A 26493-nucleotide genomic window follows, 5' to 3' on the forward strand; every position below is an offset into this window, starting at 1 on the left:
GTCCGCACACCCGGCGCTGGCTTCGGATCGCCAGTAAGTTCATTCGAAATGCACACTCAACACACCGAAGCGCACCGGCTGCCCCCCTTGGGAATGCCTGCGGCGGGCGACTTCAGGTGACCGCCGATGACTTCCGGTAGCGCGCCGCAATGGCTCACCCGAAACCTGCGGGTGCTCTCGCTGGTATCGCTGCTGCAAGATGCGGCCAGCGAGCTGCTCTACCCGCTGCTGCCGATTTATCTGACGACCGTATTGGGCGCGCCGCCGTCGGTGGTTGGGGCGGTGGAAGGCGCGGCCGAGGGGGCCGCCTCACTCACCAAGATCGTGTCGGGCCCGCTGGGCGACCGGTTCGCCCGGCGCCCACTGATCGCGAGCGGTTACGGGATGGCGGCGCTGGGCAAGCTCATCGTGGCCGCCGCCGGCGCCTGGCCCGGTGTGCTGGCCGGTCGGGTTGTGGACCGATTGGGCAAGGGACTGCGCGGTGCGCCTCGCGACGCGTTGCTGGTCGACGGCGTCGAGCCGGCGCAGCGCGGTCGCGCATTCGGGTTTCACCGCACCATGGATACGCTCGGTGCGGTCATCGGCCCGCTGCTCGGGCTGGCCGGATACGAACTGTTCCACCACCAGATCGGCCCGGTGCTCTACCTGGCTGTGATTCCCGCTGTGCTCAGCGTGCTGCTCATCGCCTGGGTTCGGGAACCACCGCGCAATCTTGCGAAAGCCAAGCCGGCATCGATACTCGACGGGACCCGGCGGCTGCCCCGTCGATACTGGGCGGTGGTCTCGTTTCTGGTCTTGTTCAGCATCGCCAATTTCCCGGACGCGTTGCTGTTGTTGCGGCTCAAGCAGATCGGCTTCTCGGTGGTGGGCGTCATCATGGCCTACGTCGGCTACAACGCGGTGTACGCACTGGCGAGTTTTCCGGCGGGGGCGCTTGCCGACCGCATGGGCCGGCCGGTGGTGTACGCGTTCGGGCTGGTGTTTTTCGCGGTCGGCTATCTCGGGCTGGGCATCACCACCGACACCGCAACCGCATGGGCGCTGATCGCGGCCTACGGGCTGTTTACCGCTTGCTACGACGGTGTGGGGAAGGCCTGGATCTCGGCGATTGTCGGTGCGGAGCTACAGTCCAGCGCCCAAGGTGTGTTCCAGGGCCTGAGCGGATTTGCGGTGCTGGCGGCGGGACTGTGGGCCGGGTTCCTGTGAGGTGTGGACGGGCGGCTGCCGCTGCTGACCTCGGGTGGGGCCGGAGCGGTGTTCGCGCTCGCGCTGCTTGCCGCCGCGGCCGGTACGCGGCGACGGGCGAGGTGATCGGGGTTTGAGTCCGGACGGGGCAGCGCGCACCGGCTTACGCTGACCTGGTGAGCAGCAAGCAAGTGCCCGGTGGGGTGGTACACGCGCTGCCCCCAGACCTGCGTGAGGCGTTGGTGACCAACTCCACCGCGCTGGCCGCCTGGAACGACATCACGCCCTTGGCCCGCAACGAGTTCATCTGCTGGGTCGAGGATGCCAAGCAACAGAAGACGCGTGAGCGCCGTATTCGCCGGACACGCGAAGAGCTGGAAGAAGGCCAGCGCCGGCCCTGCTGCTGGCCGGGGTGCAAGCATCGCGAGCGCACCGGCAAGTGAGCCCGGCGCGCTGAATCTCCGGGCCGGACCGATCGGCTGTCATACCGGCCGGCGGAGAGCCAATTCGAGGCCGTTGTCACGCATGACGGCGCGACACTGGTCGGGCGCGTAGTCGAAGTTCTGCAGATCCTTGATGTAGGAGGCGGGTTCGGCCAGTCCTTCGACGTGGGGGTAGTCCGAACCCATGATGATGCGATCCGCACCCAGTAGTTTCAGCAGGTCCGCCAGCTCGTCCTCACAGAACGGGGACACCCAGACGTGGCGTTTGAAGGTCTCCCGGGGGTCTTCCTGATAGATGAAGGGAATCTGGCCGTAGGACTTGGTCAGCTTCTCGAACAGGTGGAAGACCCAGGCCGAGCCGCTCTCGATGCAGGCCATCCGCAGGTTGGGGAACCGGTGAAAGAGGCCCTTGTGCAAGTGGTTGGCGAAGGTGTCCTGCAACGGATCCCCGGAGAACAACGACCGAAAGCCCAGCAGCGCCTGAAAAGACATCATGTAGTCCGCTTCGCCCCAGGCCGGCATGAACTTCGAGTAGTAGGTCTCGCCCGAGTGGTAGCACACGGTGATGCCGGAGTCGTTGGCCAACTGCCAGAACGGGTCGAACAGTGGATCACCGGGCGCACGCATGCCGACCTCGGTGGAGACCGGTCCGGGAACCATGACGATAAAGCGCGCGTCGTGGCGCAGCGCCCACTCGAGCTCCCGCACGGCGTTATTCGGTATGCACAGCGTGATGTATGGGGCGGCGAAAATCCTTTCCTGATAGGCGAATCCCCAGTCCTCCTGCATCCAGCGATTGAAGGTGCGGAAGGTCGCCGCCGTGGCCTCCCGGTCGGGCAGCAGCGCTTGCTCCATCCCGACCCCGAGGGTGGGCAGCATGATGCAGCCCTGCATGCCCTGTTCGTCCATGGCCGCCAGCCGAGCGTCGCGGTCACGGTATTCGGGGCGAATCGGCTCCAGGTCGCCGAACAGTGCGTTGAGGTCGGCGCCTCTGGGATTGCGGCCGCGGAAGTACTCGTCGAGCGCGCCGGGCTTGCCGACCGGGTCGAAGGTCGGATTCGGGATGAATCTGTTTACCCTGCCCCCGACGATCAGCCGCGCTCTGCCGTCCAGCTGGGCCCACTGGATGGCACGCTTTTTGTATTCGCGCTCGATGTGGCGGGTGAACGCGTCGACCGCCTCGTAGTAGTGGTTGTCGCAGTCGAAGAACGTGAACCCGAGCTCGGTCTTCATCGCCGTCGTGTCCTTTCCGTGGCCGGACCCGATCCAGCCGAGCCAGGCCGCATCATCGAAGGCTAGAACAATGTTTCACTTTGTACAAGCCAAATGCGCGTTATAGCGCTCATCTATCCGGGAAAATGCAAGAACGGTGTTCTGTTTAGTGAAGCTATTTGCGGGGAAGGCCGAGGATCATCGAAGCGATGACGGTCAGCTGGATCTCCGCGGTACCCCCGCCGATGAGCTCGGAAGGCATGTCGAAGTACGGCCCGAGTACGGCCGGATCCGAGTCCTCCAGCATCGCGACGCGCCCGGCCAGGCCCAGCGTTGCGGTCCAGACCCGCCGCAGCAGCAGCACCATAGCGTACTTGGCGATGCTGGAGGTCGGGCCGGCAACTTGTCCCTGGATCTGTCGCAGCGTCTCGCGCAACACCATCGCCTTGATGGCGGTGGTGTGGGACTCGACATCGCCGACCGCCCGCAGCGCCGCGTCTTGGTCGAGCCCATCGGCCATCGCCACGTGTCGAAGTACCTGCGTGCGATCGATATTGACGTAATTACCTATCGCCGTGCGTTCGACGGCCATGGTTGCCACCGCCAGATCCCAACCGTCGCCCGGATTTCCGACCAACATGTCGTCGGCAACGAACACATCGGTGAAAAAGACCTCGTTGAAGTCGAACCGGCCACTGGCCTGCTTGATCGGTGAGACCTCGATGCCCGGGGACGCCATGTCGACGAGGAAGTAGCTGATCCCGCGGTGTTTCGCCGCGTCGGGGTCGGTGCGCGCCAACAGCGCCCCGAACTGTGCCTGGTCGGCGTGGGAGGTCCAGATCTTGTGCCCGTTGACCAGCCATCCCCCGTCGACCTTGACGGCGCGGGTGCACAGCGACGCCAGGTCTGAACCGGCTCCCGGTTCGCTGAACAGCTGGCACCATCTTTGGGTTCCGCGCAGGATGGGCCACCCGAACCGGTCGCGTTGCAGGTCGGATCCTCGGTCGAGAATCGTCGGGAAGATCCACTCCGCGATACCCAGGGATGGCTTGGTCACGCCGGGGCGCTTGCTGAACTCCTCGGCAATGATCACCTGCTGCACCGGCGTCGCGGCCAGGCCCCACGGCTTGGCTAGATGTGGGCCGGCCAGACCCGCCTCGGCCAGCAGATCCCGTTGTGACCCGTGCGCCAGGCCGGGATTCCTGGAGTCATCGGTGGGATGCTCGTTGGCTAGCGCTTGTGCCCGGTCCAGTGTGGCCGCTACTCGGGCCCGGAACTCGGATTCGACGTTGCCCAAATTGACTGCGGTAGAGCGACTCAGCGTGCGGGCCAGCTCGCCGGCCGCACGGCTGAAGCGGGTTGTCGGCCCCAGCGACGCGGCCAGGCTGATCGCGCTGCGCCAGTACAGGTGCATGTCGTGTTCCCACGTGTAGCCGATCGCGCCAAACATCAGCAGGGCATCGAGAGTCAGGTCGGGGGCCGGACCCACCGCCACCAGGGCGGCCGACGCAGCGGCCAGGCGGTGCTGCTCGAGGGGCTCGTCGGCGGCGCGCACCGCGTCCCAGGCCGCTGCCGCGGCCAGTTCGGCGTTGACCAGCAGCACAGCGGCTTTGTGCTGCAGGGCCTGAAAGGCCCCAACGGGTTTGCCGAACTGCTCGCGGGTGCGGATATAGTCCACGGCGGCTTCGGCGCCGCGGCGTACCGTCCCCGCCGCGGCGCATGCCGCAAGGGCCACCACCAGGCAGCGAGCCCGCTCGGTCGCGATCCCAGACACCAGTGACTCGGCCGGTACGACATGGTCGGCGAGGGTCAGCACACCCACGTCGGTGCACAGATCGGTGCCGCGCTGCGGCTGGACCGAAAGGCCCGAACCCGGCGATCGCGGGTCCAGCACGAACCACAGCTGGGCGCCGTCTTCGGAGCATGCGGCTAGCAGAACACGTTGCGCCGCACAGATTCCCAGCGTCGTATGAGACGAGCCATCAAGGCGCCAACCGGCCGCGACCCGGGCGGCGCGCACGTCGCAATGTTCGGGCAGCACGACGGCCGCGGTAGCGCCGCCAGCCAGCTCCGCTATCAGTGCTGCCGCGGATGTGTCCGCCAACCCCGCGACCGCGCTTGCCGTCGCGGTGCTCAACAACGGCCCCGGCAGCAACGCCGCGGTGGCCGCCTCGAGCACGCAGGCCATGTCCGCCAGCGTGGCGCCCTGGCCGCCGGCGTCCTCGCTCAAATGCACGGCATGAAAGCCGTGCGCGGTGAATTCCTCCCACCACGGCGGCAATTCGCCGGCCGCGATCGAGTCCCATGCGGCCCGGGTCTTGTCTATCGGCGCATGCCGGGCCGCGAACTGAGAGACGGCCTGGGCCAGTTGCTCTTGTTCGGCCGTGATCGCCAGCGCTACTGGATGGTCAGCCCGTCAAGCCCAGAATTCGAGCGGCGTTGCCGTAGAGGAACTTCGGCCAGACTTCGTCTTTGAGGCCGACCTTGGGCAGCTCGCTGAATATCCGTTCCAGTGACAACCCCATCGGGAAGTAGCCGGCATAGAGAACCTTGTCCGCGCCGCGCGAATTCGCGTAGTCGATGATGGCCTTCGGGTAGTACTTGGGTGCGAAGGCAGAGGTGGAGTAATACAGGTTGGGCCACTTCAGCATCAGCTTGACGGCTAGCTCCTCCCAGGGTTCGCAGCCGTGGCGAGTGACGAAGACCAGATCGGGAAAGTCGAACATCACGATGTCGATCCGGGAAACCTCCTGGGGCCGGAAAGGAAGCCGCGGGCCGGGGATGCCGGCGCAGACGAAGATGGGTATGCCGAGTTCGACGCAGGTGGCATAGATGGGATACATCTTCGGATCATCGATGGGGACTTGGGGGAAGGCGCCGGCCGGAAACACTGAGGTCGCGCGGATGCCGAACTGCTCGTATTCCCGACGGATCGCGGCGACCGACCCCATCACATCGTTCGGATCGGCTATCGCTCCGGACGGGATGAACCGGTCGGGGAATGTCTCGAGTGCCAGCTGCGCGGAGTCCTCCCGGACCCCGATCATGGCCTTCTCGATGTTGAACCGGTCCATCTGCTGCAGCACCAGGGACACCGGATCATCGGTGGGCAGGCCCTTGGGCACGTCCTTGAACATGTACTCGACGGGGAACTCGAAGTTCTCTTTGGACTCACGGTCCTTGGTCTGCTTGCGAATGAAGTCATATTGGGCGGACCCCTTGTGCGGGAATCCGATCATGGTGTCGATCACCGGCAAACCGACAGGTCCGGCCATTGCGTCCTCCGATCAGGCGCGAGTCTTCGACACTAGCACCGCGCCTGACACAATGGTGAAACCGAATTCTACCTACGTCAAGGACGGTGGTGGGCGAAAGCTGGCACAATAGGCCGGATATGCCGTTTGTATGCCGTAGCATTTGGTCAACACAAAGAAGGGCGTTCTGGAAACGGGGCCCGTTCTTGCCGTCGGGTTGAATCGGAGGTCGCGCCATCGGTACATCAGCCCCCGACCTGACACCGTCGCCCGAGGCGGCGCAGGGCCGCTCGCGGATCAATCGCGCCAACCCCGACGTCGTTCCGCTGGCGGAGATGACCGCCAGCCAGCTGTTTCGTCGCGCAAAAGTGATCGAAGAGGTGATCGATCTGATCGCCGATGTCGGCGCCGACGCGGTACAGATGCGTGACGTGGCCCAGCGTTCGGGAGTGGCCCTGGCCACCGTCTATCGCTACTTCAGTTCCAAGGAGCACCTGTTGGCGGCGGCGCTTCAGGACTGGCAGATGCGGCTGACCCGCCGCATTCTGAGCGCCAGCGGCTCACCCGATCAAGACCCGCTGCCGGGCATCCTGGACTACCTGCGCCGAGCGTTGCGCGCCTTTCGTCGAAATCCCGAGATGACGGCGTTGATGCTTCAGATGATGACCTCTACCGATCGGGACGCGAAAGCGACGATCGACCAGATGGATCGCACCAACGTCGAGATGTTCAATCGCCTACTGCACGGTGTTGCCCCAGCAGACATTTCGAATGTCAGCTTCGCTCTCAACGCCGCACTTAGCGGTGCGCTGACCGGGTTGCTGACCAGCAGGCTGACCTTGGAGGAAGCGCTCGGCCATGTCGAGTGGGTCGCGCGTGCTCTGCTCGATGAAGGCCGGCCGCATCCGTGAAGCGGGGCGTTAGGCCGCCGACCTTTCCAGGATGTGCACGCCGCACGCAGAGCCCAAACCGATCACGTGAGCCAGCCCGACTTTGGCGTTGTCGATCTGACGGTCGCCGGCCTCGCCGCGCAGGTGATGGCAGATCTCCCAGACGTTGGCGATGCCGGTGGCCGCGATGGGATGGCCCTTGGACTGCAGCCCGCCGGACACTTTGACCGGCGTGGAGCCGTCGCGCCACGGGGCGCCTGACTCGAAAAAGTCTGCGGCAACGCCCTGTTCGCACAGCATCAGGTTGTCGTAATGCACCAGCTCGGCGGTGGCGAAGCAATCGTGCAGCTCGACTAGATCGAGATCGCTGGGGCCAATGCCGGCCTGCTCGTAGGCGGTCTTGGCGGCGTTGCGGGTCAACGTGTTGACGTTTGGCAGGACCTGGCAGCCCGGCTCGTAGGGATCGGTGGTCAGCACCGATGCCGAAACCTTCACCGCGCGTCGACGCTGCCGTGCGGACAGAGACTTCAGCGTCTCGCCATTGCACACGATCGCGGCGGCGGCGCCGTCACAGTTGGCCGAGCACATCGGCCGGGTGTTGGGGTAGGCGATCATGACGTCGTTCATGATCTGCTCGAGCGTGAACCTCTTCTGATAGGCGGCCAGCGGGTTCAGTGTCGAATGGGCGTGGTTTTTCTCGCTGATCTTGGCGAACAGCTCGAAGCTGGTGCCGCCGTACTTGTGTCCGTATTCGGTGCCGATCTGAGCGAATACGCCCGGCATGGTCTCGGTGCCGATCCGCCCATCCACCGGCGCGACCGCGCCGTAGCGACCGGCCGGGGTCCAGACGTCGGCGTCGCTCTTCTTCTTACCTCCCCCACCGAGCAGCCCGGCGCCAGACAACTTTTCGACCCCGACAGCCATGCCGTAGTCGACCTCGCCGGCCTTCACCGCCATGATGGCGGTCCGCAATGCGGTGGCCCCGGTGGCGCAGGCGTTGGCCACGTTGTACACCGGGATGCCGGTCTGGCCGATCTGTTTTTGTAGCTGCTGACCGATCCCGGCGTTGGCGGCCATCAGGTTGCCGGCCGCGAGTACGCCGATGTCGGCCATGCTCACGCCGGCGTCATCGAGCGCGCTCATCGCGGCCTGGGCCGCCAGGTCGACGGTGTCGAGGTCGGGGTGCTTGCCGAACTTAGTCATCCGGATCCCGAGGATCCAAATCTCGTCGCTGGCGCTCATCGTCGTTGCCCTTTCCGCGGTGCCGGATGGTCAAGTGGCGGGCTCGAAGCCGAAGCCGATCGCTTCGTTCCCCTGCGCGTCGGTGCCGATCGCGTAGGTGGCCAGGCGCACCTTCATCCCGTCGTGCACGTGCTCGGGATCGGGGTCGACGTTGATGAGATTGGCGCGGACCTGGGTGCCGTCGCAGTCGACCACGGACGCGATGAACGGGGTGGGGATCCCGGGTGCGGCGAAGGTGACGATGGTGAACGTGCGCACCGTGCCCTCGGTCGGCACCGGCACGGTGGTGAACTCGGTGGCAAAGCAGTTGGCGCACGCGTTGCGGCGGTCGAAGAAGCGGGCGCCGCAGTGGGTGCATTCCCGGGCCATGAGGTGCGGATCGCCGTCGTCGAGCATCAGGTAGTCGACCAACGGGATCTGCTTGGTCATGTGAGCACCTCCGCCATGTCTATCCCCGGTCTATCCCGACCGTAGCGAGTGCGCGCCATCAGCGACAGATGCGGCGACGGCCGCGCTCGAGGCGGTTAGAACGGGCTGCTGTTGGACTGCCAGTGCGCCTCTTCGGGCCGCGGGCCGTAGCGGCGAGCGTAGTCCTCGTGCATCCGCGCCTGCTTCTTCTGTTTGAGCACGTCAACCAGGTTGGGATCCAGACCGTGCTGGGCCAGCCGGTGCCGGCGCCAGACCTTGTTCAGGGCCAGCGAGATCAACAGCGACCAGATGTAGAGCGGCACCGTCATCTCGGAATGCACATACAGCGAGGCCGGTAACAGCCACAACGGGGCGAGGATCAGAATCGGGGGAAGCGCCCAACTGATCATGTGCCGGCGGATGGCTCCCTTGCCGGCCAGGTCGTTGGCAACCCAGCTGCGCATCGAGTCGGGTAGGCACTCCCCATACGAGTAGGCAATGTACTGCCAGAAATTCGGTTTGTCGGCGGCCATCAGGACTCCTATAGGGACAATTTCGAACTGTTAGGACTGCGGTGCGTCGGCCGCCAAGGCCGCCACATTGATACGGGTGAGCACACGGTGGAGCTGCTCGAGTTCGGTCGGGTCGACGCCCAGGCGCGCGATTACGGCAGCGGGTACCTCAGCCGCCCGTTCGCGTAGTGCGATACCGAACCTGGTGAGCTTGACGTCGGTGGAGCGTTCGTCGGTCGAGTTTCGGGTCCGCGTGACCAGGCCGAGTGCTTCGAGGCGCTTGAGCATCGGCGACAGCGTGGCCGAATCCAGCTGCAGGGTCGCGGCGATCTGCTTGACCGCCAGCGCCGAACCCTGTCCCGATGATGTTCTCTGGTTATCCCACAAGGCCAGCATCACCAGATATTGTGGGTGGGTCAGGCCAAGCGGTTCCAGTAGCGGGCGATAGACGGCCAGGACGGCCCGATTGGTGATCGCGAGCGCGAAACACACCTGCTGTTCGAGGGCAAGTGGATCGGCCTGCGGCGTCGTTGGTGCGGCCATATCTACATCGTGCCCTAATAGTTAGTGCACTAGCAATAGGGCGGCAAGCATCACGAGAAATGCCCGTGAAGCGTCCTCGGTGGATCACGTAAAAATGCCCGCGAAACGGTCGATCTTCGGCAGGCATGGGAAGTGGGCTGTCGATGTCGTCTCGGGCCGAGATCACCGCGAAGTTCGCCAGGGGGTATGTGGGGGTGCCGAAGGCGGACAAGGGGCAGATTCTGGATCAGGTGGTGGCGGTCACCGGCTGGTCGCGTGACAACGCCCGGCGGCGGTTGAGGGCGGCGGCCGCGCCGCCGGGAGCGGGTCGGCAGGTCGCCAAACGGACTCGCCGGCAACGCAATCCGAAGTACTCCTAGGATGCGCTCAAGGTGTTGCAGAAGGTGTGGGCGGCCTCAGGCGGGCAGTGCGGCCGGTATCTGGCCGCTTCCATGGCACTTCAGTTGGATGCTCTAGAACGCCACGGCGAACTGGTGGACGGCCGTGACCGTTACGGCCCGGCGGTGCGTGCCGAGCTGTTGGCGATGAGCAGCGCCACGATCGACCGCTACCTGCGCGGCGCCAAGGCCCGCGACCAGATCTCGGGTGTGTCGACGACGAAACCCTCCCGCTGCTGCGGTCCTCGATCACCATCTGCAAAGCAGGCGATGAGGCCGAAGAATCTCCGGGGTTCTTCGAAGGCGACACCGTGGCGCACTGCGGCCCGACACTGAAAGGTGAGTTCGCCCGCACGGTCAACCTCACCGACATGCACATCGGCTGGGTGTTCACCCGCACGGTGCGCAACAACGCCCACCCCCACATCCTGGGCGCCCTCAAAACCGGAATTACTAAAATCCCCTATAAGGTAACGGGTTTGGACTTCGACAACGGCACCGAATTCCTCAATAAGGCGGTCATCAAGTGGGCCGCGGACATGGAGATCTTCTTCACCCGCTCACGGCCCTACAAGAAGAACGACCAGGCCACCATCGAGTCTAAAAACAACCACCTCGTGCGTCGCTACGGGTTCTACTACCGCTACGACACCGACGAAGAACGCGCCGTGCTCAACCGGCTGTGGCACCTGGTCAACGACCGGCTCAACTACCTGACCCCCACCATCAAACCCATCGGCTACGGCTGCAGCCGCGACGGTCACCGCCGCCGGCTCTACGACAAGCCCCAGACCCCCTGGACCGGCTGCTGGCCGCCGGAGTCCTCTCAGCGGCCCAACAAACAGAGCTGCTCACCTACCGCAACAGCCTCAACCCCGCCGCGATCGCCCGCCAGATCGCCGACCTGCAAGCCGCCCTGCTCAGACTCGCCAAAGACAAGACCGAACAGCTCTACCTCGCCGCCATACCCGCCGCTCTACCCGCCCTCAAAGCCGGCATCCGCATCAAAAGCAAGACCACCACCTGACCCCGATTTCGCGGGCATTCCTTACGTGATGCATGGACCAGGTTTCGCAGGCATCTTGACTTGATGCATCACGGTGCTCTGCGCCACCAGTACCTGGTAGAACGCCAGTACGCCCTAGAAGAAGAACCCGGCGTGGGGCGCATCTGGCGCCGCGAACAGCTGATCGGCAACGGCAAGTGCGGTCGGGTCCTCGCACCGGGTTAAACCTGCCATGGCGAGGTCGCGCCAACGCGCGCCACCGAGCAAAACGGCGGCAAGTCCTGCAACGTCGAGGTGCAACGCGGGACGCCGACTCGTCGGTTCGGCCCCGTCGCCCGAGATGGTGAAGTGACCCGAGTTGCCGGCCAGCAAGGGATCATCGATCGCGATGGTGACGGTGCCATCGCCGTAATAACGCCGGGCGGCCAAGGCGGCCCGGACATCGATCACGCGCAGCCACGTTTCGTCATGCACCGCCGTCACCTTCATGGCCCGCCGATCAACAAGCAGCCAGGGCAGCGGATCGTCCAAAGGCAGCATCCAGAAGACCACGCGGTCAATCAGATCGAGTCGGAACAGGAAACGCAGCAATCCAAGATAGGCCGCACCGGTCGGCGCGAAGAAGTCCTCGACCACGATGGTGTGTTGGTCGGCGACGAACCACTTCTCGGTGTCGATGGGGCGGTAGCGGACGAATCCCGTCTCCCGCCCCGGCTCGCCGTGGACTGCGATATACGAAGGCCCCGGCGATGTTTCGGCGCACAGTCGCTGGAAATGCCACCAAACCCCCGGGCGGTCAATGGTTCCCGGTCGTGACGGCCGATTCCTCGCGTAGATCCCGGCAAGGACGTCCCAGCTGTCGGCGGTGTCGAGTAGCCGCACCGGTCCGCCGGTTCCGACACCCGGGCGCAACGTCGCCCGTGCCGTCTGGATTTCAACGCTCTGCGCTGAACTGGCCACGCCGTAGCCAAACCGTTCATAGATGGTTGCCTCCGAGGCTCGCAGCGTCGCCACCGTCTCGCCCCGTGCGGCGAAGTCGCGTAGCTGATGGCTCATCAGCTCGGTGGCGATGCCGTGGCGGCGAAACGTCGGCAGCACGCCGATGCGAGTCACGGCGGCATGGCGCACGATCGCTCCGCCGGGCAGGGTCAGGTCGCTGGTGGCGGCGTCGGCGGTACCGACCAGTTGCTCATCGATGAATGTGCCCACGGTTCGCCCGGGCTCGAGAAGCGTGGTGATCTGGCCCGGCGACAGGTTCGGCATGGGGGGTAGGCCGACCATGGCGATGCGGAACACTTTGCCCGCCGCCATCAGGTCTTGCTCGGTGTCGAGAACGCGGATGTTGGTGCTCACCCGGCCATCATGTCGCGTCCGCGCGAGGCTGGTCTGCAGTGCGTCAGGATCGGGTCATGCGCGCCGACGGCATGGGCCCGAGTGTCCGGCCGAAATTGCCGACTGGGGCAATTTTTCCCCAGGGTCGCGCAGTCGCTTTCTATCCCGTTTGCGTAGCGAGACGGAAGTCCAGGATTTTCAACGTCTGCTCGGCCCACTGAATATTTGCCTGCTCGAAGGAAATTCCGCGCAGCAGCGTCAGGTAAGGGCCTATCCGTTCGGCCTGGGTCAAGTATTCTTGCTCGGTGCGGCCGTCCAGCATGCGCCTGCGCGCCCGCTCGTAGCGCTCCAGTTTTGCCGTGGCCCATTGCAGTAGCTCGACAACGAATTCCCGAACGGCGTCGATGTTTCCGGCATCGCAGGCCTGAATTTTGATGAGCAGTTCGTCGCGAATCACCGCGGGCTTGGGCGGCTTGCTGGTGAACTGCAGGATTGCCGCACGACCTGACTCGGTCAACGAGTGCATGCGCTTGTTGGGCCGGCGCTCTTGGTGGACTACACGGGCCTGAATGAGCCCCTGCTCGGTCAGGCGTTCGAGCTCGCGATACAGCTGCTGTGGTGTGGCCATCCAGAAGTTCGCCATCGAGGCGTCGAACTCTTTCGCGAGGTCATATCCGGACGACTCGCCTTCCAAGAGGGCAGCCAAAACCGCGTCACGGAGTGACATCTGGCCAATGATACATGGCAAGAAAGATCTGGCGAACTGGCTTCGTGAGTGGTTCGCTCGCTATGGGCGCGACGGCGGCTACCTAAAAATATGAATATTCGATAAATACACTAGGTGGAGGTGTTTGATGCATCCGTTCCGTAAGGCGGTTGAAGAACGTGATGTGACAGCCGTTGAGGCGATGCTGGCCGACACGGTGGTCTTTACCAGCCCGGTAGTGTTCAAACCGTACGTGGGCAAAGCGATCACCGCAGCGCTGCTGCGCGGTGTTCTGCGGGTGTTCGAAGACTTTCGCTACATCCGCGAGATCGCCGACGGCAACGGACGCGACCACGCCTTCGTGTTCGAGGCGACGATTGCCGGGGCTTCCGGGGCGTCGGGTAAGAAGGTCATGGGTTGTGACTTCCTGCATTTCAACGAGGACGGGCTGATCGATGACTTCATGGTGATGGTGCGGCCAATGTCGGGTGCCATGGCGTTGTCGGAGGCGATGGGCGCCCAGTTCGACCGGATCCAACAAGAGGCGCTGGAACTGGCCCAGCAGTTCGCCGCGGCATAGAACTTTCATCGCTTGGCTCCGCGCCGAGCGTGAACAAATTTGAGGAAGGGTGTTGGTCATGCGAATCGGATTGGCCATCAATTACGCGGGCGGCTTCAAGGAGGTGGCCGCCGAAGTGGCCGACCTCGAACGTGCCGGACTGGACATCGTCTTTGTGCCCGAAGCGTATTCGTTCGACGCCGTCAGTGCTCTTGGATACCTGGCGGCCTGCACGGACCGCGTTCAGCTCGCCTCGGGCATCCTGCAGCTGTACACGCGGACGCCCACCTTGACGGCGATGACCGCGGCCGGGCTGGACTATGTATCCGACGGTAGGTTCACCCTTGGGCTCGGTGCCTCAGGTCCGCAAGTGATCGAAGGCTTTCACGGGGTGCCCTATGACGCCCCGATTGCGCGTACCCGCGAAATCATCGAGATTTGTCGTCAGGTGTGGCGCCGTGAGCGCCTGGAATATCAGGGTAAGCACTACACGATCCCGCTACCGGCCGACCAGGGTACCGGGCTGGGCAAGCCACTCAAGATCATCAATCAGCCTGTGCGGGAGCGTATCCCGATCTTGCTAGCCGCGTTGGGGCCCAAGAACGTCGAGTTGGCGGCCGAAGTGGCCGAAGGCTGGCAGCCCATCTTCTACTTGCCGGAGAAGGCCCAAGATGTCTGGGGCCAGGCGCTGGCGGCCGGCCGGGCCAAACGGGACCCGGCGTTGGGCGAACTCGACGTGTATGCCGGCCCGGTGCTGGCGATCGGTGACAACGTGGAATCCCTTCGCGAATTAGTGAAGCCGCATCTGGCGCTCTACATCGGGGGGATGGGTGCCAAGGGCAAGAACTTCTACCACATGCTGGCGACCAGATATGGCTACGGAGCCGAGGCGGACCGAATCCAGCAGCTGTACCTGGCCGGGGACAAGGACGGCGCCGCCAAGGTTGTCCCAGACGAGCTGGTGCGAGACGTCAACCTGATCGGCACGCCAGGGTCCGTCAGGGACCGGCTGGCGGCGTTCCGCGAGTCCGGGGTCACGACATTGAATGTGGCGCCGATGGCGGAAACGGCTGCCGAGCGGGTGAAGCTCATCGACACGCTTCGCCAACTGGTCGCCTAGGGCGTGTCTGCTTAATGTGAATGGTGTTTTGGCTGATGCTGTTTGGGTGATGCGGACGCATGCGATTTCTGATGATTTGTGGTCGCTGATCGTGGCGGTGTTGCCTGCGGGGCGGCGGCGTGGCCGGCCGTGGAACGATCATCGACGTACTCTGGAGGGCATTATCTGGCGTTACCGTACGGGATCTCCGTGGTGTGACCTGCCCGAGCACTTCGGTCCCTGGCAATCGGTGGCCGAGAGGCATCTACGCTGGTCGGTCGATGGCATCTACGCGCGGATCTTCGCGGCGATCGCCTCTGACCTCGACGCCGAGGACGCCGACCTGGGCGTACTGTTGTCGGTCGATTCGACCAGTGTGCGCGCCCACCGACACGCAGCCGGAGCGCGCCCCGGGCGCCGCACAGGGGGATCTGTCGAATTACAAGAAATATCTCGATGAGCCCGATGACCACGCCATTGGGCGTTCCCGCGGCGGGCTGACTACCAAGATCCACGCCTTGACCGACCAGCTGTGCAGTCCGGTCACCCTGGCACTGTCGGCCGGTCAAGCCGGTGATAATCCGATGCTTTGGCCATTGCTGGCCGCCCGGTGCAGCAACTCATACGCCCCGTTTCGCCTGCTGGCGGACAAGGCGTACTCCTATGACTCGACGCGGGCACAGCTGCGCCGGCTCAAGATCGCCCATACCATCCCCGAGCGCAGCGACCAGATCACCCGCCGCAAAGCCAAAGGCCGCAACGGAGGACGGCCTCCGGGGTTCTCAGGCCGAATTTACAAGCACCGTAACACCGTCGAGCGAAGCTTCAACGGGCTCAAACACTGGCGCGCGGTCGCCACCTGCTACGACGAATACGCCCTGACCTACCTCAGCGGTGTCACCCTGGCCGCCATCATCACCTACCACCGCGTCCGCAATTAGCAGACAGGACCTAGGCGCCCGGGGCTTTTCCGGGTCAGGAAGCTGAGTCGGAGGCTTGGTTCATGCCTGCGGCATCGGCGATTTCGCGAGCCATGTGTACCCGCGCATCGATCCATGCGACGGTCGGAGTCCCCTCAGACGCCTTGTTCTGCGGCTCGTCCATCGCCCGTCGCATGACGCCCTCGGCGATGATCGCCAATTTCCACAGCCCGAGAACATGCCAGTACTGCAGCGCGGCCGGATCGCGGCCGGTCTCCTCTAGATAGAGGCGGGTCATTTCGGCGCGGTCGGGGAATCCGTCGAGGGTCGAGGGTGCGAAGTCACCGACGCCAGATTCACCGGGCTCCATCCAGTAGGTGAGCAGGCTTCCCATGTCAGCGAGCGGATCGTCCAGCGTCGACAGTTCCCAGTCCAGGGTCGCCACCACCGCGCCGGTCTCCGGCGAGGTGATCAGGTTGCGCAGATGAAAGTCCCAATGCACCAAGCTGATTTCCCGTTGCTCGGGAGCGGCGGCGACCAGCCGGCGGGTCAGGTCGTCAAGTTCGGGAAGCTCGCGCGTCTTGGACAGTTCCCATTGTCCCGCCCAGCGTTTGAGCTGGCGCTGGGCGTAGGGCTTGTGGCTGGCCAGATCGTCGAGCCCCACCTTCGCCAGGTCGACGGCGTGGATTTTGGCCAGGGTGCGGGGCAACGACAAGGCGATCTGGCGGCGCTGCCGTGGCGTCAGCGCCTCGGCAACCTCCATGGTGTCGACGACCAATCCATCAACGAACTCCATCAACACCAACGGCGCCTCCGAAAACTCCGAATCCGTTGTAACTCCTAGGATCCGGGGAACCGGCACGTCGGTCTCGGCCAGCGCGGCCATGATGCGGGCCTCGCGCACCACATCGTGGGCCGAGGCCAGCAGATGCCCCAGCGGCGTGCGGCGCAGCACCCAGGCGCGGCCAGCGGCATCGGTGACCCGGTAGGTCAGATTCGACTGACCGAGACCGATGCGTTGAAAACGCAGTGGTGCGGCGACTTGGTGCCCCAGCGTGACCAGCCACCGTGACACCGCGTCGGCGTGGACACCGGGAATGTCCTCACTCATGGGTCCGGGCACCGGTGCGGTTGACCGGGTTCACGATCCGTGGCCGCCGTTGCGGTACTTGCGCAACTCTTGAGTGGCAATCGCTCGTTTGTGCACCTCGTCTGGGCCGTCTGCCAGCCGCAAGGTGCGCAGGTGGGCCCAGGCCATCGCCAGCGGAAAGTCGTCGGTGACCCCGCCACCGCCGTGCACCTGAATGGCCCGGTCGACGATTTTGAGCGCGATGTTGGGGGCCGCCACCTTGATCGCCGCAATCTCGGTACGGGCCTGTTTGTTTCCGACCGTATCCATCAGGTAGGCGGCCTTGAGGGTCAGCAATCGGATCATCTCGATCTCGATCCGGGCCTCGGCGATCCAGTCGCGCACGTTCGCGTTCTCGCTGATGGGCTCGCCGAAGGTGACCCGGGATTGGGCTCGTTTGCACATCAACTCCAGCGCCCGCTCCGCCATGCCGATCGCGCGCATGCAGTGATGAATGCGGCCGGGGCCCAGCCGGGCCTGGCTGATGGCAAATCCCTCGCCTTCGCCCTTGAGCACGTCTTTGACCGGCATCCGTACGTCGACGAAGTCGATTTCGGCATGTCCTTCGCGGTCCTGGTAGCCAAAGACGGGCAGGTTGCGCCGCACGGTGAGGCCTGGCGCATCGATCGGCACCACCATCATCGATTGCTGGCGGTGCACCGGCGCGGTGGGGTCGGTCTTACCCATCACGATCAAGACTTTGCAATTACGGTGCATGCCGTTGGACGCAAACCATTTTCGCCCGTTGAGGATGTAGCTGTCACCGTCGCGCACCATCGACATCTCGACGTTCGTCGCATCGGAGCTGGCCACCGCGTGCTCGGTCATGGCGAAGGCAGAGCGGATTTTGCCCTCCAGCAGCGGCTTGAGGTAGCGCTGCTGGTGCTCATCGGTGCCGAAGAGGGTCAGCACCTCCATGTTGCCGGTGTCCGGGGCGCTACAGTTGCAGGCCTCCGAGGCGATGTGGCTGCGGCCCAGGATCTCCGCCAACGGCGCGTACTCGAGGTTGGTCAATCCCGGCCTCCACTCGGGGTGCGGGTGAAACAGGTTCCACAGCATGCGATTTCGGGCCGCGGCCTTGAGTTCCTCCAAGATCGGAGGATGGAAATGCGGGTCGCCGGCGGCGCGCATCTGTTCGTCGTAGATGGCCTCGGCCGGGTACACCTGGGAATCCATGAACTCGAGCAGGTCTGATTGGTACTGCTTGGCGCGATCGGAAATATCGAACAGTGACATGAGAACCTCTGGCATCTGTTGACACGGGGTCGGCCACCCGCCATGTGAGGGTGGCGTGATCTCTTCCTACACCCTTGCGATGATCCCGCCGCGGGGTGTGCCGCCGACCGCCCCAGCCGGTCTCAGCCGCGCGCAGCGGGGCGGGCCGGCTCTACCCGGAAGAGCTTGACCTCGGCGCGCATCCCCCTGATCCGTTGGGCACCGATCGAAAACCACTCGAAGTCACCAGCGTTGCCGACGGCATCACGGGTCGATTCGGCAACCACGACCGTGCCCGGGTATGCGATCGAGGTGACCCGGCTGGCCAGGTTGACCGGACTGCCGAACCAGTCACCCGCCCGAGTGACCGCAGCCCCAGATGCAACACCAATCCTCAAGGGTGGCAGGTTGTTTGCCGCGACGGCAGCCAAGTACAGCACCGCCCGCAGCAGCGGTGCGGGTTCTGGGCAGACCAGCATCACCGCGTCGCCGATCGACTTCACGAACCGGACCGGCATGGTCGCGGCATCGTGGGCGAGGTCGGCAAGCCGGGCGGCCACCCGTTCCAGGTCCTCGACCGGCATCACTTCGCCGAGCCGGGTGAAGCCCGCCATATCGGCGAAAGCAACGGTGACGGGTCGGGCGCCCGGTAGCGTGCCCGCGGCCCGTTCCGCCGCGTTGACGGCCTCCGTCTCCACCGAATGGCGCAGCTCCAGGCGCATCAGATCGTCCATCATCGGAGGCAGCAACGGAATCGCTGCCTGGGCCAACTGCTCGGACGCCTCGGCCAGCTCGATCTCGGAGAACCCCGGCCGCAGCAGCGTCTTCAGCGCCGCCTCCCGCATCATGGCGGCGGCATGCCCCAGGCTCTCCACCAGTACCCGCATGACGGCAACCGCATCTTCGAGGTCGTAGCCGATATCCAGAAAGACCTTCGCGTGTCTGACCGCCTCGGCGTCGGCCCGCGGCAAGACGGCCTCGTCCGGATCGTCGATCCGGGGCAGGCCAACGGCACGTTGCAGGCGCTGCAGCACATCGAGTTCGATGCCGGTTGCCGCGCAGATCTCGCGCGCGGACACCAGCGTTCCATCATCACCGAGCACCCGATAGGCGGGCAGCATCACCGGCGCGGCCGCCGACGCCTGGATGTGCTCGAGACTGAACCCACGCTCGAGTAGCCAGGAGATCAGCTCCGCGCGGTCTTGGCGTGCGGTCCCCTCAAGCCCGTCGAGCAGGCCTGACGCCTCGATATCGACGTCTGCGGCCATAGCGCTCACTCTATTGGAAACCCGCGGCCGTGAGCGGGACCAGCGCCGCGCACCTGGGCCCGCCCGGCCCCGGATTTCCAGCGGACACAGGCTATTCAGAGGGTGGCGGGCCTCAGCCCTGTGCGGCCTCCAGCGCGGCGTTGAGCGTCTTGCTGGGCCGCATGACCGCGGTTGTCTTCTCGTTGTCCGGCGCGTAGTAGCCGCCGATGTCAACCGCCTCGCCCTGCGCTTCGGCGAGTTCGGCCACGATGGCCTCCTCGCCATCGGCCAGCGCCTTGGCGAGCTTGGCGAAGTGTTCGGCAAGTTCCGCGTCGTCGGTCTGCTCGGCAAGTTCTTGGGCCCAGTACAGGGCGAGATAGAACTGGCTGCCCCGGTTGTCGAGCTCACCGGTCTTGCGTGAGGGGCTCTTGTTGTTGCCCAGCAGCTTGCCGATTGCGTCATCAAGAGTCCTGGCCAGAATCTTGGCCCGGTCATTGCCGATCTTGATGCCCATGTCTTCCAGGCTGGCTCCCAGGGCGAGGAACTCGCCAAGCGAATCCCAGCGCAGGTGATTCTCCTCGACCAGCTGCTTGACGTGCTTGGGCGCTGAGCCTCCGGCGCCGGTTTCATACATCCCGCCGCCGGCCATCAGGGGCACGATGGACAACATCTTGGCGCTGGTGCCCAGCTCCAGGATTGGGAACAGGTCGGTCAGATAGTCACGCAGAATGTTGCCGGTCGCGGCAATGGTGTCCAGCCCGCGAATCAGGCGTTCCAGGGTGTACCGCATGGAACGCACCTGAGACATGATCTGGATGTCCAGACCTTCGGTGTGGTGATCCCTCAGGTACGTCTTGACCTTCTTGATGAGTTCGTTCTCGTGCGGACGGTACGGGTCCAGCCAGAACAGCACCGGCATGCCCGAATTGCGGGCGCGGGTGACGGCCAGTTTGACCCAGTCGCGGATCGGCGCGTCCTTGACCACACACATGCGCCAGATATCGCCGGCCTCGACATCCTGGGTGAGCAGCACCTCGCCGGTGTCAAGGTCGACGATGTTGGCGACGCCGTCCTCGGGAACCTCGAAGGTCTTGTCGTGTGAGCCGTATTCCTCGGCCTGTTGCGCCATCAGGCCGACGTTGGGGACCGTGCCCATCGTTGTCGGATCGAACTGTCCGTTGGTCTTGCAGAAGTTGATGATTTCTTGGTAGATCCGCGAGAACGTGGACTCCGGGTTGACCGCCTTGGTGTCTTTGAGCTTTCCGTCGGCGCCGTACATCTTGCCGCCGGCCCGGATCATCGCCGGCATCGAGGCGTCCACGATGACGTCGCTGGGGGAATGGAAATTGGTGATTCCGCGGGCGGAATCCACCATCGCCAGCTCGGGGCGGTGCTCGTGGCAACGATGCAGGTCGTCGATGATCTCATCGTGCTGGGAGGCCGGCAGGGTCTCGATCTTGCTGTAGAGATCTGACAACCCGTTGTTGACGTTGACACCCAATTCGTCGAACAGCTTCTGGTGCTTGGCGAAGGCGTCCCGGTAGAAGGTCTTGACGGCGTGGCCGAAGACGATGGGATGGCTGACCTTCATCATCGTCGCCTTGACGTGCAGGGAGAACATCACGCCGGTCTTGTAGGCATCCTTGATCTGCTCTTCATAGAACTCGCACAAGGCCTTCTTGCTCATGAACATGCTGTCGATGATGTCGCCGTCATCCAGCGAGACCTCGGGCTTGAGTACCAGCGTCTGGCCGTCCTTGGTCACCAGTTCCATCTTCACCTTGTGCGCGCGGTCCAGCGTTATCGACTTCTCACCGGCATAGAAGTCGCCGTGTCGCATGTGGGCGACGTGTGTACGCGAAGCCATCGACCATTCACCCATGCTGTGCGGGTGCTTGCGGGCGTACTCTTTGACCGCATTGGGCGCCCGACGGTCCGAGTTGCCTTGGCGCAGAACCGGGTTCACCGCACTGCCCAAGCACCTGGCGTAGCGCTCCATGAGCGCCTTTTCCTCGTCGGTCTTCGGGTCGGCCGGATAGTCCGGAATCGCGTACCCCTTGTCTTGCAGCTCCTTGATCGCGGCCTTGAGCTGGGGCACCGATGCGCTGATGTTGGGCAGCTTGATGATGTTGGTGTCCGGGTCCTGCGTCAGCTCGCCCAGCTCGGCCAGATTGTCCGGGACCCGCTGCTCGTCGGTGAGGTAGTCGGGAAATTCGGCCAGGATGCGTGCGGCCACCGAGATGTCACTGGTCTTGATCTCAATGCCAGCGGGCTCGGCAAAAGCCCGCACTATGGGCAGGAAAGCGTAGGTCGCCAGCAGTGGCGCCTCGTCGGTCAGCGTGTAGATGATGGTCGGCTGCTCGGCGCTCATGTGTATCTCCCGGCGTCACTGTCGGTTCGGTTTCGAGGTTCTCTGCGTTGTAGGTGCGGCTACCAGTATCGCGGATCGGCGTCCTCGGCAGACAGCCCGCTGCGGCTCGGCGGCATACAGCTTGTCGCCTGCACTGATATCTGCGACTTCTCCTCAAGCCTAGTGTGGGCCGCGTTCGGGCCCGGGCGGCATGGGTGGGCAAGGTGGGCAAGGTGGGCCACGCGCCGATCATGGCGGTTCTCGGCGGAGGCGGCAATAGCGGCCGGCAAGGCGTACGTAGGAGTTTTGCTAGTGGGTTATCAGATTTCCGCGCATGCGACGGTCGGATTACTGCTCGAATTGGGTTCAGCACATCATGTGGAAAGTGTGTCGGAGTGAACTATTTTGGGGCTGAATTTGGCCACTAACCAGGTGACTAGGTCCTGTCTGCTAATTGCGGACGCGGTGGTAGGTGATGATGGCGGCCAGGGTGGCACCGCCGAGGTAGGTCAGGGCGTATTTGTCGTAGCGGGTGGCGACCGCGCGCCAGTGTTTGAGCCGGTTGAAGCTTCGCTCGACGGTGTTGCGGTGCTTGTAGATTCGGCCTGAGAACCCCGGAGGCCGTCCTCTGTTGCGGCCTTTGGCTTTGCGGCGGGTGATCTGGTCGCTGCGCTCGGGGATGGTATGGGCGATCTTGAGCCGGCGCAGCTGTGCCCGCGTCGAGTCATGGGAGTACGCCTTGTCCGCCAGCAGGCGATACGGGGCGTATGAGTTGCTGCACCGGGCGGCCAGCAGTGGCCAAAGCATCGGATTATCACCGGCTTGACCGGCCGACAGTGCCAGGGTGACCGGACTGCACAGCTGGTCGGTCAAGGCGTGGATCTTGGTAGTCAGCCCGCCGCGGGAGCGCCCAATGGCGTGGTCATCGGGCTCATCGAGATATTTCTTGTAATTCGACAGATCCCCTGTGCGGCGCCCGGGCGCTCCGGCTGCGTGTTGGTGGGCGCGCACACTGGTCGAATCGACCGACAACAGTGCGCCCAGGTCGGCGTCCTCGGCGTCGAGGTCAGAGGCGATCGCCGCGAAGATCCGCGCGTAGATGCCATCGACCGACCAGCGTAGATGCCTCTCGGCCACCGATTGCCAGGGACCGAAGTGCTCGGGCAGGTCACGCCACGGAGATCACGTACGGTAACGCCAGATAATGCCCTCCAGAGTACGTCGATGATCGTTCCACGGCCGGCCACGCCGCCGCCCCGCAGGCAACACCGCCACGATCAGCGACCACAAATCATCAGAAATCGCATGCGTCCGCATCACCCAAACAGCATCAGCCAAAACACCATTCACATTAAGCAGACACGCCCTAGCCCACCAGCAGCCAATGACGAACACACGCAAAAGGATCCACGAATGACGACATCGAAGAATCCAGTCACTGTCGATGCCCCTGTCCTGGCGGCTGCCGGGGACGCGCTGCGGGGCCTCTCGTTTCCGTCACCGCCGAAGCCGCCGATCGGGCTGGAAATGGACTACGCGGTGATCGCGGCCAATGAGGTGCTGCCGCACATCTACTTCGCGGTGAAAGACGTGCTCAACACCGCTCAATCCACCCTGCACCAGTTGGGGGCCAACATCGTCACCGCGGCCAACACCTATACGAACACCGACAAAACGCTGGGTGAGCAGCTCAGCCAGTACAAGTTCCAACCGCCGGCGGCCGCGAATCCGGCGCCGGCGGGTACTGGCGTCGAGGACTGACGCAAACATGACGAGACGTCCAGATGTGCAGGTGGTGCCCAAAGACCTGACGCCGACGGGCGCCGAGTTGGAGGTGCTGAGGGCGGCGGAAGTCCTGACCCTTTCGGGCGACACGTGGCGGAGCTCCTGTGCGCGCGGAAGCCAAGCGCCGCAACAACTTGCGCAGGGTTTCGAGCGGGCGGCCAAGAACTATCGGGGGACCGACCGAGTGGCCCTGGTCTGGCGTGCATACCTGCAAGAGGTGCTGGAATCCGCCGACCCGCAGATGCCAGCCGAACTCGATGAGCGGCTGGCTCGAGCGCTGCCGCACTTGCACGGCATTCTGTCGGCCTTGGCCGACGTGATCGATGAGGATTTTCAGATCGTGAGAGGTGGCTAGGCGATGCCGCAAATAGTCAAGAAACCGGACACCCCCAACTCGGAGGCGATGCTCGAACCGAACGGGTGGCCGAACGTGTACGAGCTCGACCTGATCAACCAGGCTCGCGATTACTTCATGGCACACAAGCAACTGAGCGAAGTGCACTCGGCTTGTCTCAAGCAGATGAGCGAGATGTTCACCAAGGATGTCTGGTCGGGAGATGCTGCGGAGGCCGCCCACGCCAAGCTCAGCGACTTCAGCTCGCGGCTGGAAACCGTGGTCAAACAGCTGTTGGGCGTATACATCTGGTATGGCGACATGGCCGCGCTGCTCATGACGGTCAAGAAGCGAATCTGCATGCTCGTCATAGAGACTGAAGCGGAGGTGGACGAACTGGAGGCCTCCGCGGAGGAAAACCCCGCCGCGCCCCTTCAGATCATGGCGCTGCTCGCTGAGGCCAACGCGTCGAACACCGCCATGGTGGTTACCGTCGCAACGGCGCTGCAGACGGGCTTGGGATTGATCCCGGAGGACCTGTTCCCGGCGATCGATATGAACTCACCCGCGGATTACCTCCCCGATCTCGACCCGCCGCTACCGCCGCTACCCGCGCCGATCTCCAACAACATCCCCAAACCGATAAGGCCACTACTGGGCCAGCAAGAACAGGCTTCGGACTCGACGTCATCGGACACCGTGCAACCCACGTCGGGGAGCACGCCGGCAGCCACCTCGGTGCCGACCTCGGGTGCGACGGCCGCGTTGAGCCCGCTGTCGAGTCTGAGTTCACTGTCGTCGATGGCGTCGATGGCGTCGATGTCGGGTGCGGGAATGTCGGGATCCTCGGCGGCCGACCCTCAAGGGCCGCCTTCCTCGGAGCCGGACACGTCGGCAGCCGAGCCGGCCGCTGCACCGGTGCCCACCGGTGGGGGGTGGCGCGCACCCGGGTGGACAAGGGATCCGGCCCCAGTTCTTGGGGCCGCAGATCGGGGCGAGTTCCCCACTGCCGCAGGCTGATCCGGCGGCCGCCGCGGCGGGCGCTTCGTCAGCCTCGGCGGCACCGACGACATCGTTTGCGTCGGGGGGTGCCGCCGCGGGGCCGGGCGTGCGTTCGAGTGCTCCGGTAGCCGGCACCCGATCGGGTCGAACGCCCATCACACCGGCAGCAGACAAGTCAGCGGACAAGGCCCCGGTGCACGCCCGATCCACTGCGGATGGGGACTTCGCCGGCACCGCCGAGACGATGGATGCTGATGCGCTGGTGGCGATTCCGGTGGCCGCCGCGCTGGCGGAACGTGATGCGATCGCTGCGGCCTCGACGCCACGCACCAGCGAGGCGCCCGATCCATTGGCCCTGGCCCGACGCATCGCCGCGGCGCTGAACGCACCCGATGTCGGCGGCACCGATGATTTCGGGTTCTTCTGGGTCACCGCTGTGACCGCCGACGGTGAGATCGTGGTGGCCAACAGCTACGGGCTGGCCTACATCCCAGACGGGGTGCACCTGCCCGCAGCGGTGCACATGGCCAGCAGCGACCGGGGGATCGCCGCCAGCGAGCGGGCCCGCTGGGCCACCTACCCGGTGATGGCCGTGCAGGGCTGGGCCGCCCATCACAACGCCACGCTGCGCGCGATCATCGCCACCGAAGAACAGCTGGCCAACTGCGATCCCGGCGTGCCGAAGATTCTGCTGCAACTCGACGAGATCCCCGACACCGGCCAGATGGGCGGTCGAACTCGGCTGGAGGTGGTGGACCCACGCGCAGCCAAGCGCCTGGCAGCGACCGTTGATGCGCGTCTGATCGACTTGTTACCCGCCGCACCGGTGGATGCCAATGCGCCGGTCGATCGACGCCACAGGTTGTGGTTCGAGGTACTCAAACCGATGGGCAGCGAGTGCGCGGGCCGCGAGATTGCGCACGTGGCCGAGTTCTACAACTACGCGGCCCACAGCCAAGAGATTCTACTTTGGCGGGCACACAACGCCGCCGACGCCCACGCCCAGCGCGCTGCGGTGACCGACTGGCTGTACTGGCTGTACATCACCGCGCAACTCGACAGCGCACAAGCAATCGCTGCCTGATGGGGGTCGGCTGCTCACGCCCTGGCCGAGCCGGCACTCGGCCAGGGTGTGAGTGGGCAAGGTGGTCCCTCGGGGCGCAGCTGACCGCGTCAACCATCGGAGGTAGCTAAGCGATGCCCATCCCAAGACCGACCACTGCCGACGCCCCGGCGATGCTCGAACCTGACGGATGGCCCGGCATTGAGGAAGACCTCGTGTCGGACCTGGCGGTGACGTTGCGCCGCACGTGCGCGCAGCTCGAAGACGTGGGGGAGGCGTGCTGGGAGGCGGGGGCGCTTTTTGAGGATGGTCGCTGGCAGGGCCCGGCCGGTGCCGCGGCCGCTGTGAGGTTCGAGGAAATCCTGGAACAGATGAGGTCCGTGCTGGCCGCTCTCGCACTTGTCACCGACTGGCACTTCGATGTGTGCGAATTCGCCACGGAGGTCAAGGATGATATCTTCGCCGGCGTCCTCAGCACTCAAGCGCTGATCGAGGCGACACGGGAGGCCCAACCCGAAGCGGTCCCGCCGTTGATCGCGGCGCAGCATGTGAGCAACATCTTGAAGGTCAGCGGGCTCGGCCTGCACATTGGGGCCGATGGCACGGTGCTGCTGGCCGAGATCTGAGCGGCACAGATCAAGATCGCCAACGGGATCCGCACACCAGGTCTCCACCAAGTC

General features: G+C 64.6%; 25 protein-coding genes and 3 pseudogenes. 14 read left to right on the plus strand and 14 right to left on the minus strand.

Annotated features, from left to right (window positions below; genetic code table 11):
* Positions 1 to 126: 126 nt before the first annotated feature.
* Positions 127 to 1311 (plus strand): annotated as a pseudogene (locus G6N41_RS05420) (MFS transporter).
* A 50-nt stretch (positions 1312 to 1361) separates the two neighbouring features.
* Positions 1362 to 1628 (plus strand): YdeI/OmpD-associated family protein, encoded by a 267-nt coding sequence (locus tag G6N41_RS05425; protein WP_012392139.1) that lies wholly within the window; start codon positions 1362 to 1364, stop codon positions 1626 to 1628.
* Positions 1629 to 1667: 39 nt separating this feature from the next.
* Here G6N41_RS05425 and G6N41_RS05430 read toward each other — a convergent pair whose 3' ends face one another.
* From G6N41_RS05430 to G6N41_RS05440, 3 genes are all read right to left on the minus strand, one after another.
* A complete protein-coding gene (locus G6N41_RS05430) occupies positions 1668 to 2861 on the minus strand; it encodes an amidohydrolase family protein (protein WP_198966809.1) in 1194 nt (397 codons plus the stop codon).
* 154 nt (positions 2862 to 3015) lie between these two features.
* Positions 3016 to 5235 carry an acyl-CoA dehydrogenase gene (locus tag G6N41_RS05435; RefSeq protein WP_198967731.1) on the minus strand — a complete coding sequence of 740 codons (2220 nt, stop codon included), beginning with the start codon at positions 5233 to 5235 and terminating at the stop codon, positions 3016 to 3018.
* Between the two features lie 13 nt (positions 5236 to 5248).
* Positions 5249 to 6115 carry an amidohydrolase family protein gene (locus G6N41_RS05440; RefSeq protein ID WP_198966810.1) on the minus strand — a complete coding sequence of 289 codons (867 nt, stop codon included), beginning with the start codon at positions 6113 to 6115 and terminating at the stop codon, positions 5249 to 5251.
* 314 nt (positions 6116 to 6429) lie between these two features.
* Between G6N41_RS05440 and G6N41_RS05445 the strand changes: the two genes are divergently transcribed.
* Positions 6430 to 7005: a TetR/AcrR family transcriptional regulator gene (locus G6N41_RS05445; RefSeq protein WP_198966811.1), complete on the plus strand. Its 576-nt coding sequence runs from the start codon at positions 6430 to 6432 to the stop codon at positions 7003 to 7005.
* A gap of 9 nt (positions 7006 to 7014) precedes the next feature.
* Here G6N41_RS05445 and G6N41_RS05450 read toward each other — a convergent pair whose 3' ends face one another.
* From G6N41_RS05450 to G6N41_RS05465, 4 genes are all read right to left on the minus strand, one after another.
* The gene (locus G6N41_RS05450; RefSeq protein WP_198966812.1) at positions 7015 to 8226 is read right to left on the minus strand and encodes a thiolase family protein; all 1212 of its coding nucleotides are present in this window, start codon (positions 8224 to 8226) and stop codon (positions 7015 to 7017) included.
* Between the two features lie 30 nt (positions 8227 to 8256).
* The gene (locus G6N41_RS05455) at positions 8257 to 8655 is read right to left on the minus strand and encodes a Zn-ribbon domain-containing OB-fold protein (RefSeq protein ID WP_198966813.1); all 399 of its coding nucleotides are present in this window, start codon (positions 8653 to 8655) and stop codon (positions 8257 to 8259) included.
* Between the two features lie 95 nt (positions 8656 to 8750).
* Positions 8751 to 9167 carry a DUF5313 domain-containing protein gene (locus G6N41_RS05460; RefSeq protein ID WP_198966814.1) on the minus strand — a complete coding sequence of 139 codons (417 nt, stop codon included), beginning with the start codon at positions 9165 to 9167 and terminating at the stop codon, positions 8751 to 8753.
* Between the two features lie 30 nt (positions 9168 to 9197).
* The gene (locus G6N41_RS05465) at positions 9198 to 9689 is read right to left on the minus strand and encodes a MarR family winged helix-turn-helix transcriptional regulator (protein WP_020731283.1); all 492 of its coding nucleotides are present in this window, start codon (positions 9687 to 9689) and stop codon (positions 9198 to 9200) included.
* 143 nt (positions 9690 to 9832) lie between these two features.
* Between G6N41_RS05465 and G6N41_RS28060 the strand changes: the two genes are divergently transcribed.
* The 3 genes from G6N41_RS28060 (at position 9833) to G6N41_RS28070 (ending at position 11157) form a co-directional block, all read left to right on the plus strand.
* Complete coding sequence (locus tag G6N41_RS28060; RefSeq protein WP_220075393.1) at positions 9833 to 10048, plus strand: hypothetical protein; 216 nt, start codon at positions 9833 to 9835, stop codon at positions 10046 to 10048.
* Positions 10049 to 10120: 72 nt separating this feature from the next.
* Positions 10121 to 10402 (plus strand): hypothetical protein, encoded by a 282-nt coding sequence (locus G6N41_RS28065; RefSeq protein ID WP_198965176.1) that lies wholly within the window; start codon positions 10121 to 10123, stop codon positions 10400 to 10402.
* The gene (locus G6N41_RS28070) at positions 10378 to 11157 is read left to right on the plus strand and encodes a hypothetical protein (RefSeq protein WP_231608846.1); all 780 of its coding nucleotides are present in this window, start codon (positions 10378 to 10380) and stop codon (positions 11155 to 11157) included. Before G6N41_RS28065 ends, G6N41_RS28070 begins: the two co-directional genes overlap by 25 nt.
* Before the next feature lie 50 nt (positions 11158 to 11207).
* Here G6N41_RS28070 and G6N41_RS05475 read toward each other — a convergent pair whose 3' ends face one another.
* Positions 11208 to 12425 carry a GNAT family N-acetyltransferase gene (locus G6N41_RS05475; RefSeq protein WP_198966815.1) on the minus strand — a complete coding sequence of 406 codons (1218 nt, stop codon included), beginning with the start codon at positions 12423 to 12425 and terminating at the stop codon, positions 11208 to 11210.
* 139 nt (positions 12426 to 12564) lie between these two features.
* Positions 12565 to 13131: a PadR family transcriptional regulator gene (locus G6N41_RS05480; RefSeq protein WP_012392152.1), complete on the minus strand. Its 567-nt coding sequence runs from the start codon at positions 13129 to 13131 to the stop codon at positions 12565 to 12567.
* A 127-nt stretch (positions 13132 to 13258) separates the two neighbouring features.
* On the opposite strand from G6N41_RS05480, the gene G6N41_RS05485 reads away from it, so the two are divergent.
* The 3 genes and pseudogenes from G6N41_RS05485 (at position 13259) to G6N41_RS05495 (ending at position 15709) form a co-directional block, all read left to right on the plus strand.
* A complete protein-coding gene (locus G6N41_RS05485; RefSeq protein WP_198966816.1) occupies positions 13259 to 13690 on the plus strand; it encodes a nuclear transport factor 2 family protein in 432 nt (143 codons plus the stop codon).
* Positions 13691 to 13748: 58 nt separating this feature from the next.
* Positions 13749 to 14789, plus strand: coding sequence for an LLM class F420-dependent oxidoreductase (locus G6N41_RS05490; protein ID WP_198966817.1), 1041 nt, complete (start codon positions 13749 to 13751; stop codon positions 14787 to 14789).
* Positions 14790 to 14835: 46 nt separating this feature from the next.
* Positions 14836 to 15709 (plus strand): annotated as a pseudogene (locus G6N41_RS05495) (IS5 family transposase).
* A 34-nt stretch (positions 15710 to 15743) separates the two neighbouring features.
* Here G6N41_RS05495 and G6N41_RS05500 read toward each other — a convergent pair.
* The 5 genes and pseudogenes from G6N41_RS05500 to G6N41_RS05520 all read right to left on the minus strand — a co-directional run bounded on the left by G6N41_RS05500 (position 15744) and on the right by G6N41_RS05520 (position 22949).
* The gene (locus tag G6N41_RS05500; RefSeq protein ID WP_198966818.1) at positions 15744 to 16799 is read right to left on the minus strand and encodes a phosphotransferase family protein; all 1056 of its coding nucleotides are present in this window, start codon (positions 16797 to 16799) and stop codon (positions 15744 to 15746) included.
* A 30-nt stretch (positions 16800 to 16829) separates the two neighbouring features.
* A complete protein-coding gene (locus tag G6N41_RS05505) occupies positions 16830 to 18053 on the minus strand; it encodes an acyl-CoA dehydrogenase family protein (RefSeq protein WP_198966819.1) in 1224 nt (407 codons plus the stop codon).
* Positions 18054 to 18175: 122 nt separating this feature from the next.
* Positions 18176 to 19300 carry an adenylate/guanylate cyclase domain-containing protein gene (locus G6N41_RS05510; RefSeq protein ID WP_198966820.1) on the minus strand — a complete coding sequence of 375 codons (1125 nt, stop codon included), beginning with the start codon at positions 19298 to 19300 and terminating at the stop codon, positions 18176 to 18178.
* Between the two features lie 112 nt (positions 19301 to 19412).
* A complete protein-coding gene (locus G6N41_RS05515; protein WP_198966821.1) occupies positions 19413 to 21650 on the minus strand; it encodes an NADP-dependent isocitrate dehydrogenase in 2238 nt (745 codons plus the stop codon).
* A gap of 429 nt (positions 21651 to 22079) precedes the next feature.
* A pseudogene (locus tag G6N41_RS05520) lies at positions 22080 to 22949 on the minus strand (IS5 family transposase).
* A gap of 93 nt (positions 22950 to 23042) precedes the next feature.
* Here G6N41_RS05520 and G6N41_RS05525 point away from each other — a divergent pair.
* The 5 genes from G6N41_RS05525 (at position 23043) to G6N41_RS05540 (ending at position 26439) form a co-directional block, all read left to right on the plus strand.
* A complete protein-coding gene (locus G6N41_RS05525) occupies positions 23043 to 23390 on the plus strand; it encodes a hypothetical protein (protein WP_012392194.1) in 348 nt (115 codons plus the stop codon).
* Between the two features lie 7 nt (positions 23391 to 23397).
* On the plus strand, positions 23398 to 23769 hold the full coding sequence (locus tag G6N41_RS05530; protein WP_012392195.1) for a hypothetical protein: 372 nt from the start codon (positions 23398 to 23400) through the stop codon (positions 23767 to 23769).
* A gap of 3 nt (positions 23770 to 23772) precedes the next feature.
* Positions 23773 to 24768, plus strand: coding sequence for a hypothetical protein (locus tag G6N41_RS28075; protein WP_231608847.1), 996 nt, complete (start codon positions 23773 to 23775; stop codon positions 24766 to 24768).
* A gap of 175 nt (positions 24769 to 24943) precedes the next feature.
* Positions 24944 to 25834, plus strand: coding sequence for a hypothetical protein (locus tag G6N41_RS28080; RefSeq protein ID WP_231608848.1), 891 nt, complete (start codon positions 24944 to 24946; stop codon positions 25832 to 25834).
* Positions 25835 to 25986: 152 nt separating this feature from the next.
* A complete protein-coding gene (locus G6N41_RS05540) occupies positions 25987 to 26439 on the plus strand; it encodes a hypothetical protein (protein ID WP_231608849.1) in 453 nt (150 codons plus the stop codon).
* Positions 26440 to 26493: the final 54 nt, after the last annotated feature.

The sequence above is a fragment of the Mycobacterium shottsii genome, assembly GCF_010728525.1.
GTDB classification, from domain to species: Bacteria; Actinomycetota; Actinomycetes; order Mycobacteriales; family Mycobacteriaceae; genus Mycobacterium; species Mycobacterium marinum.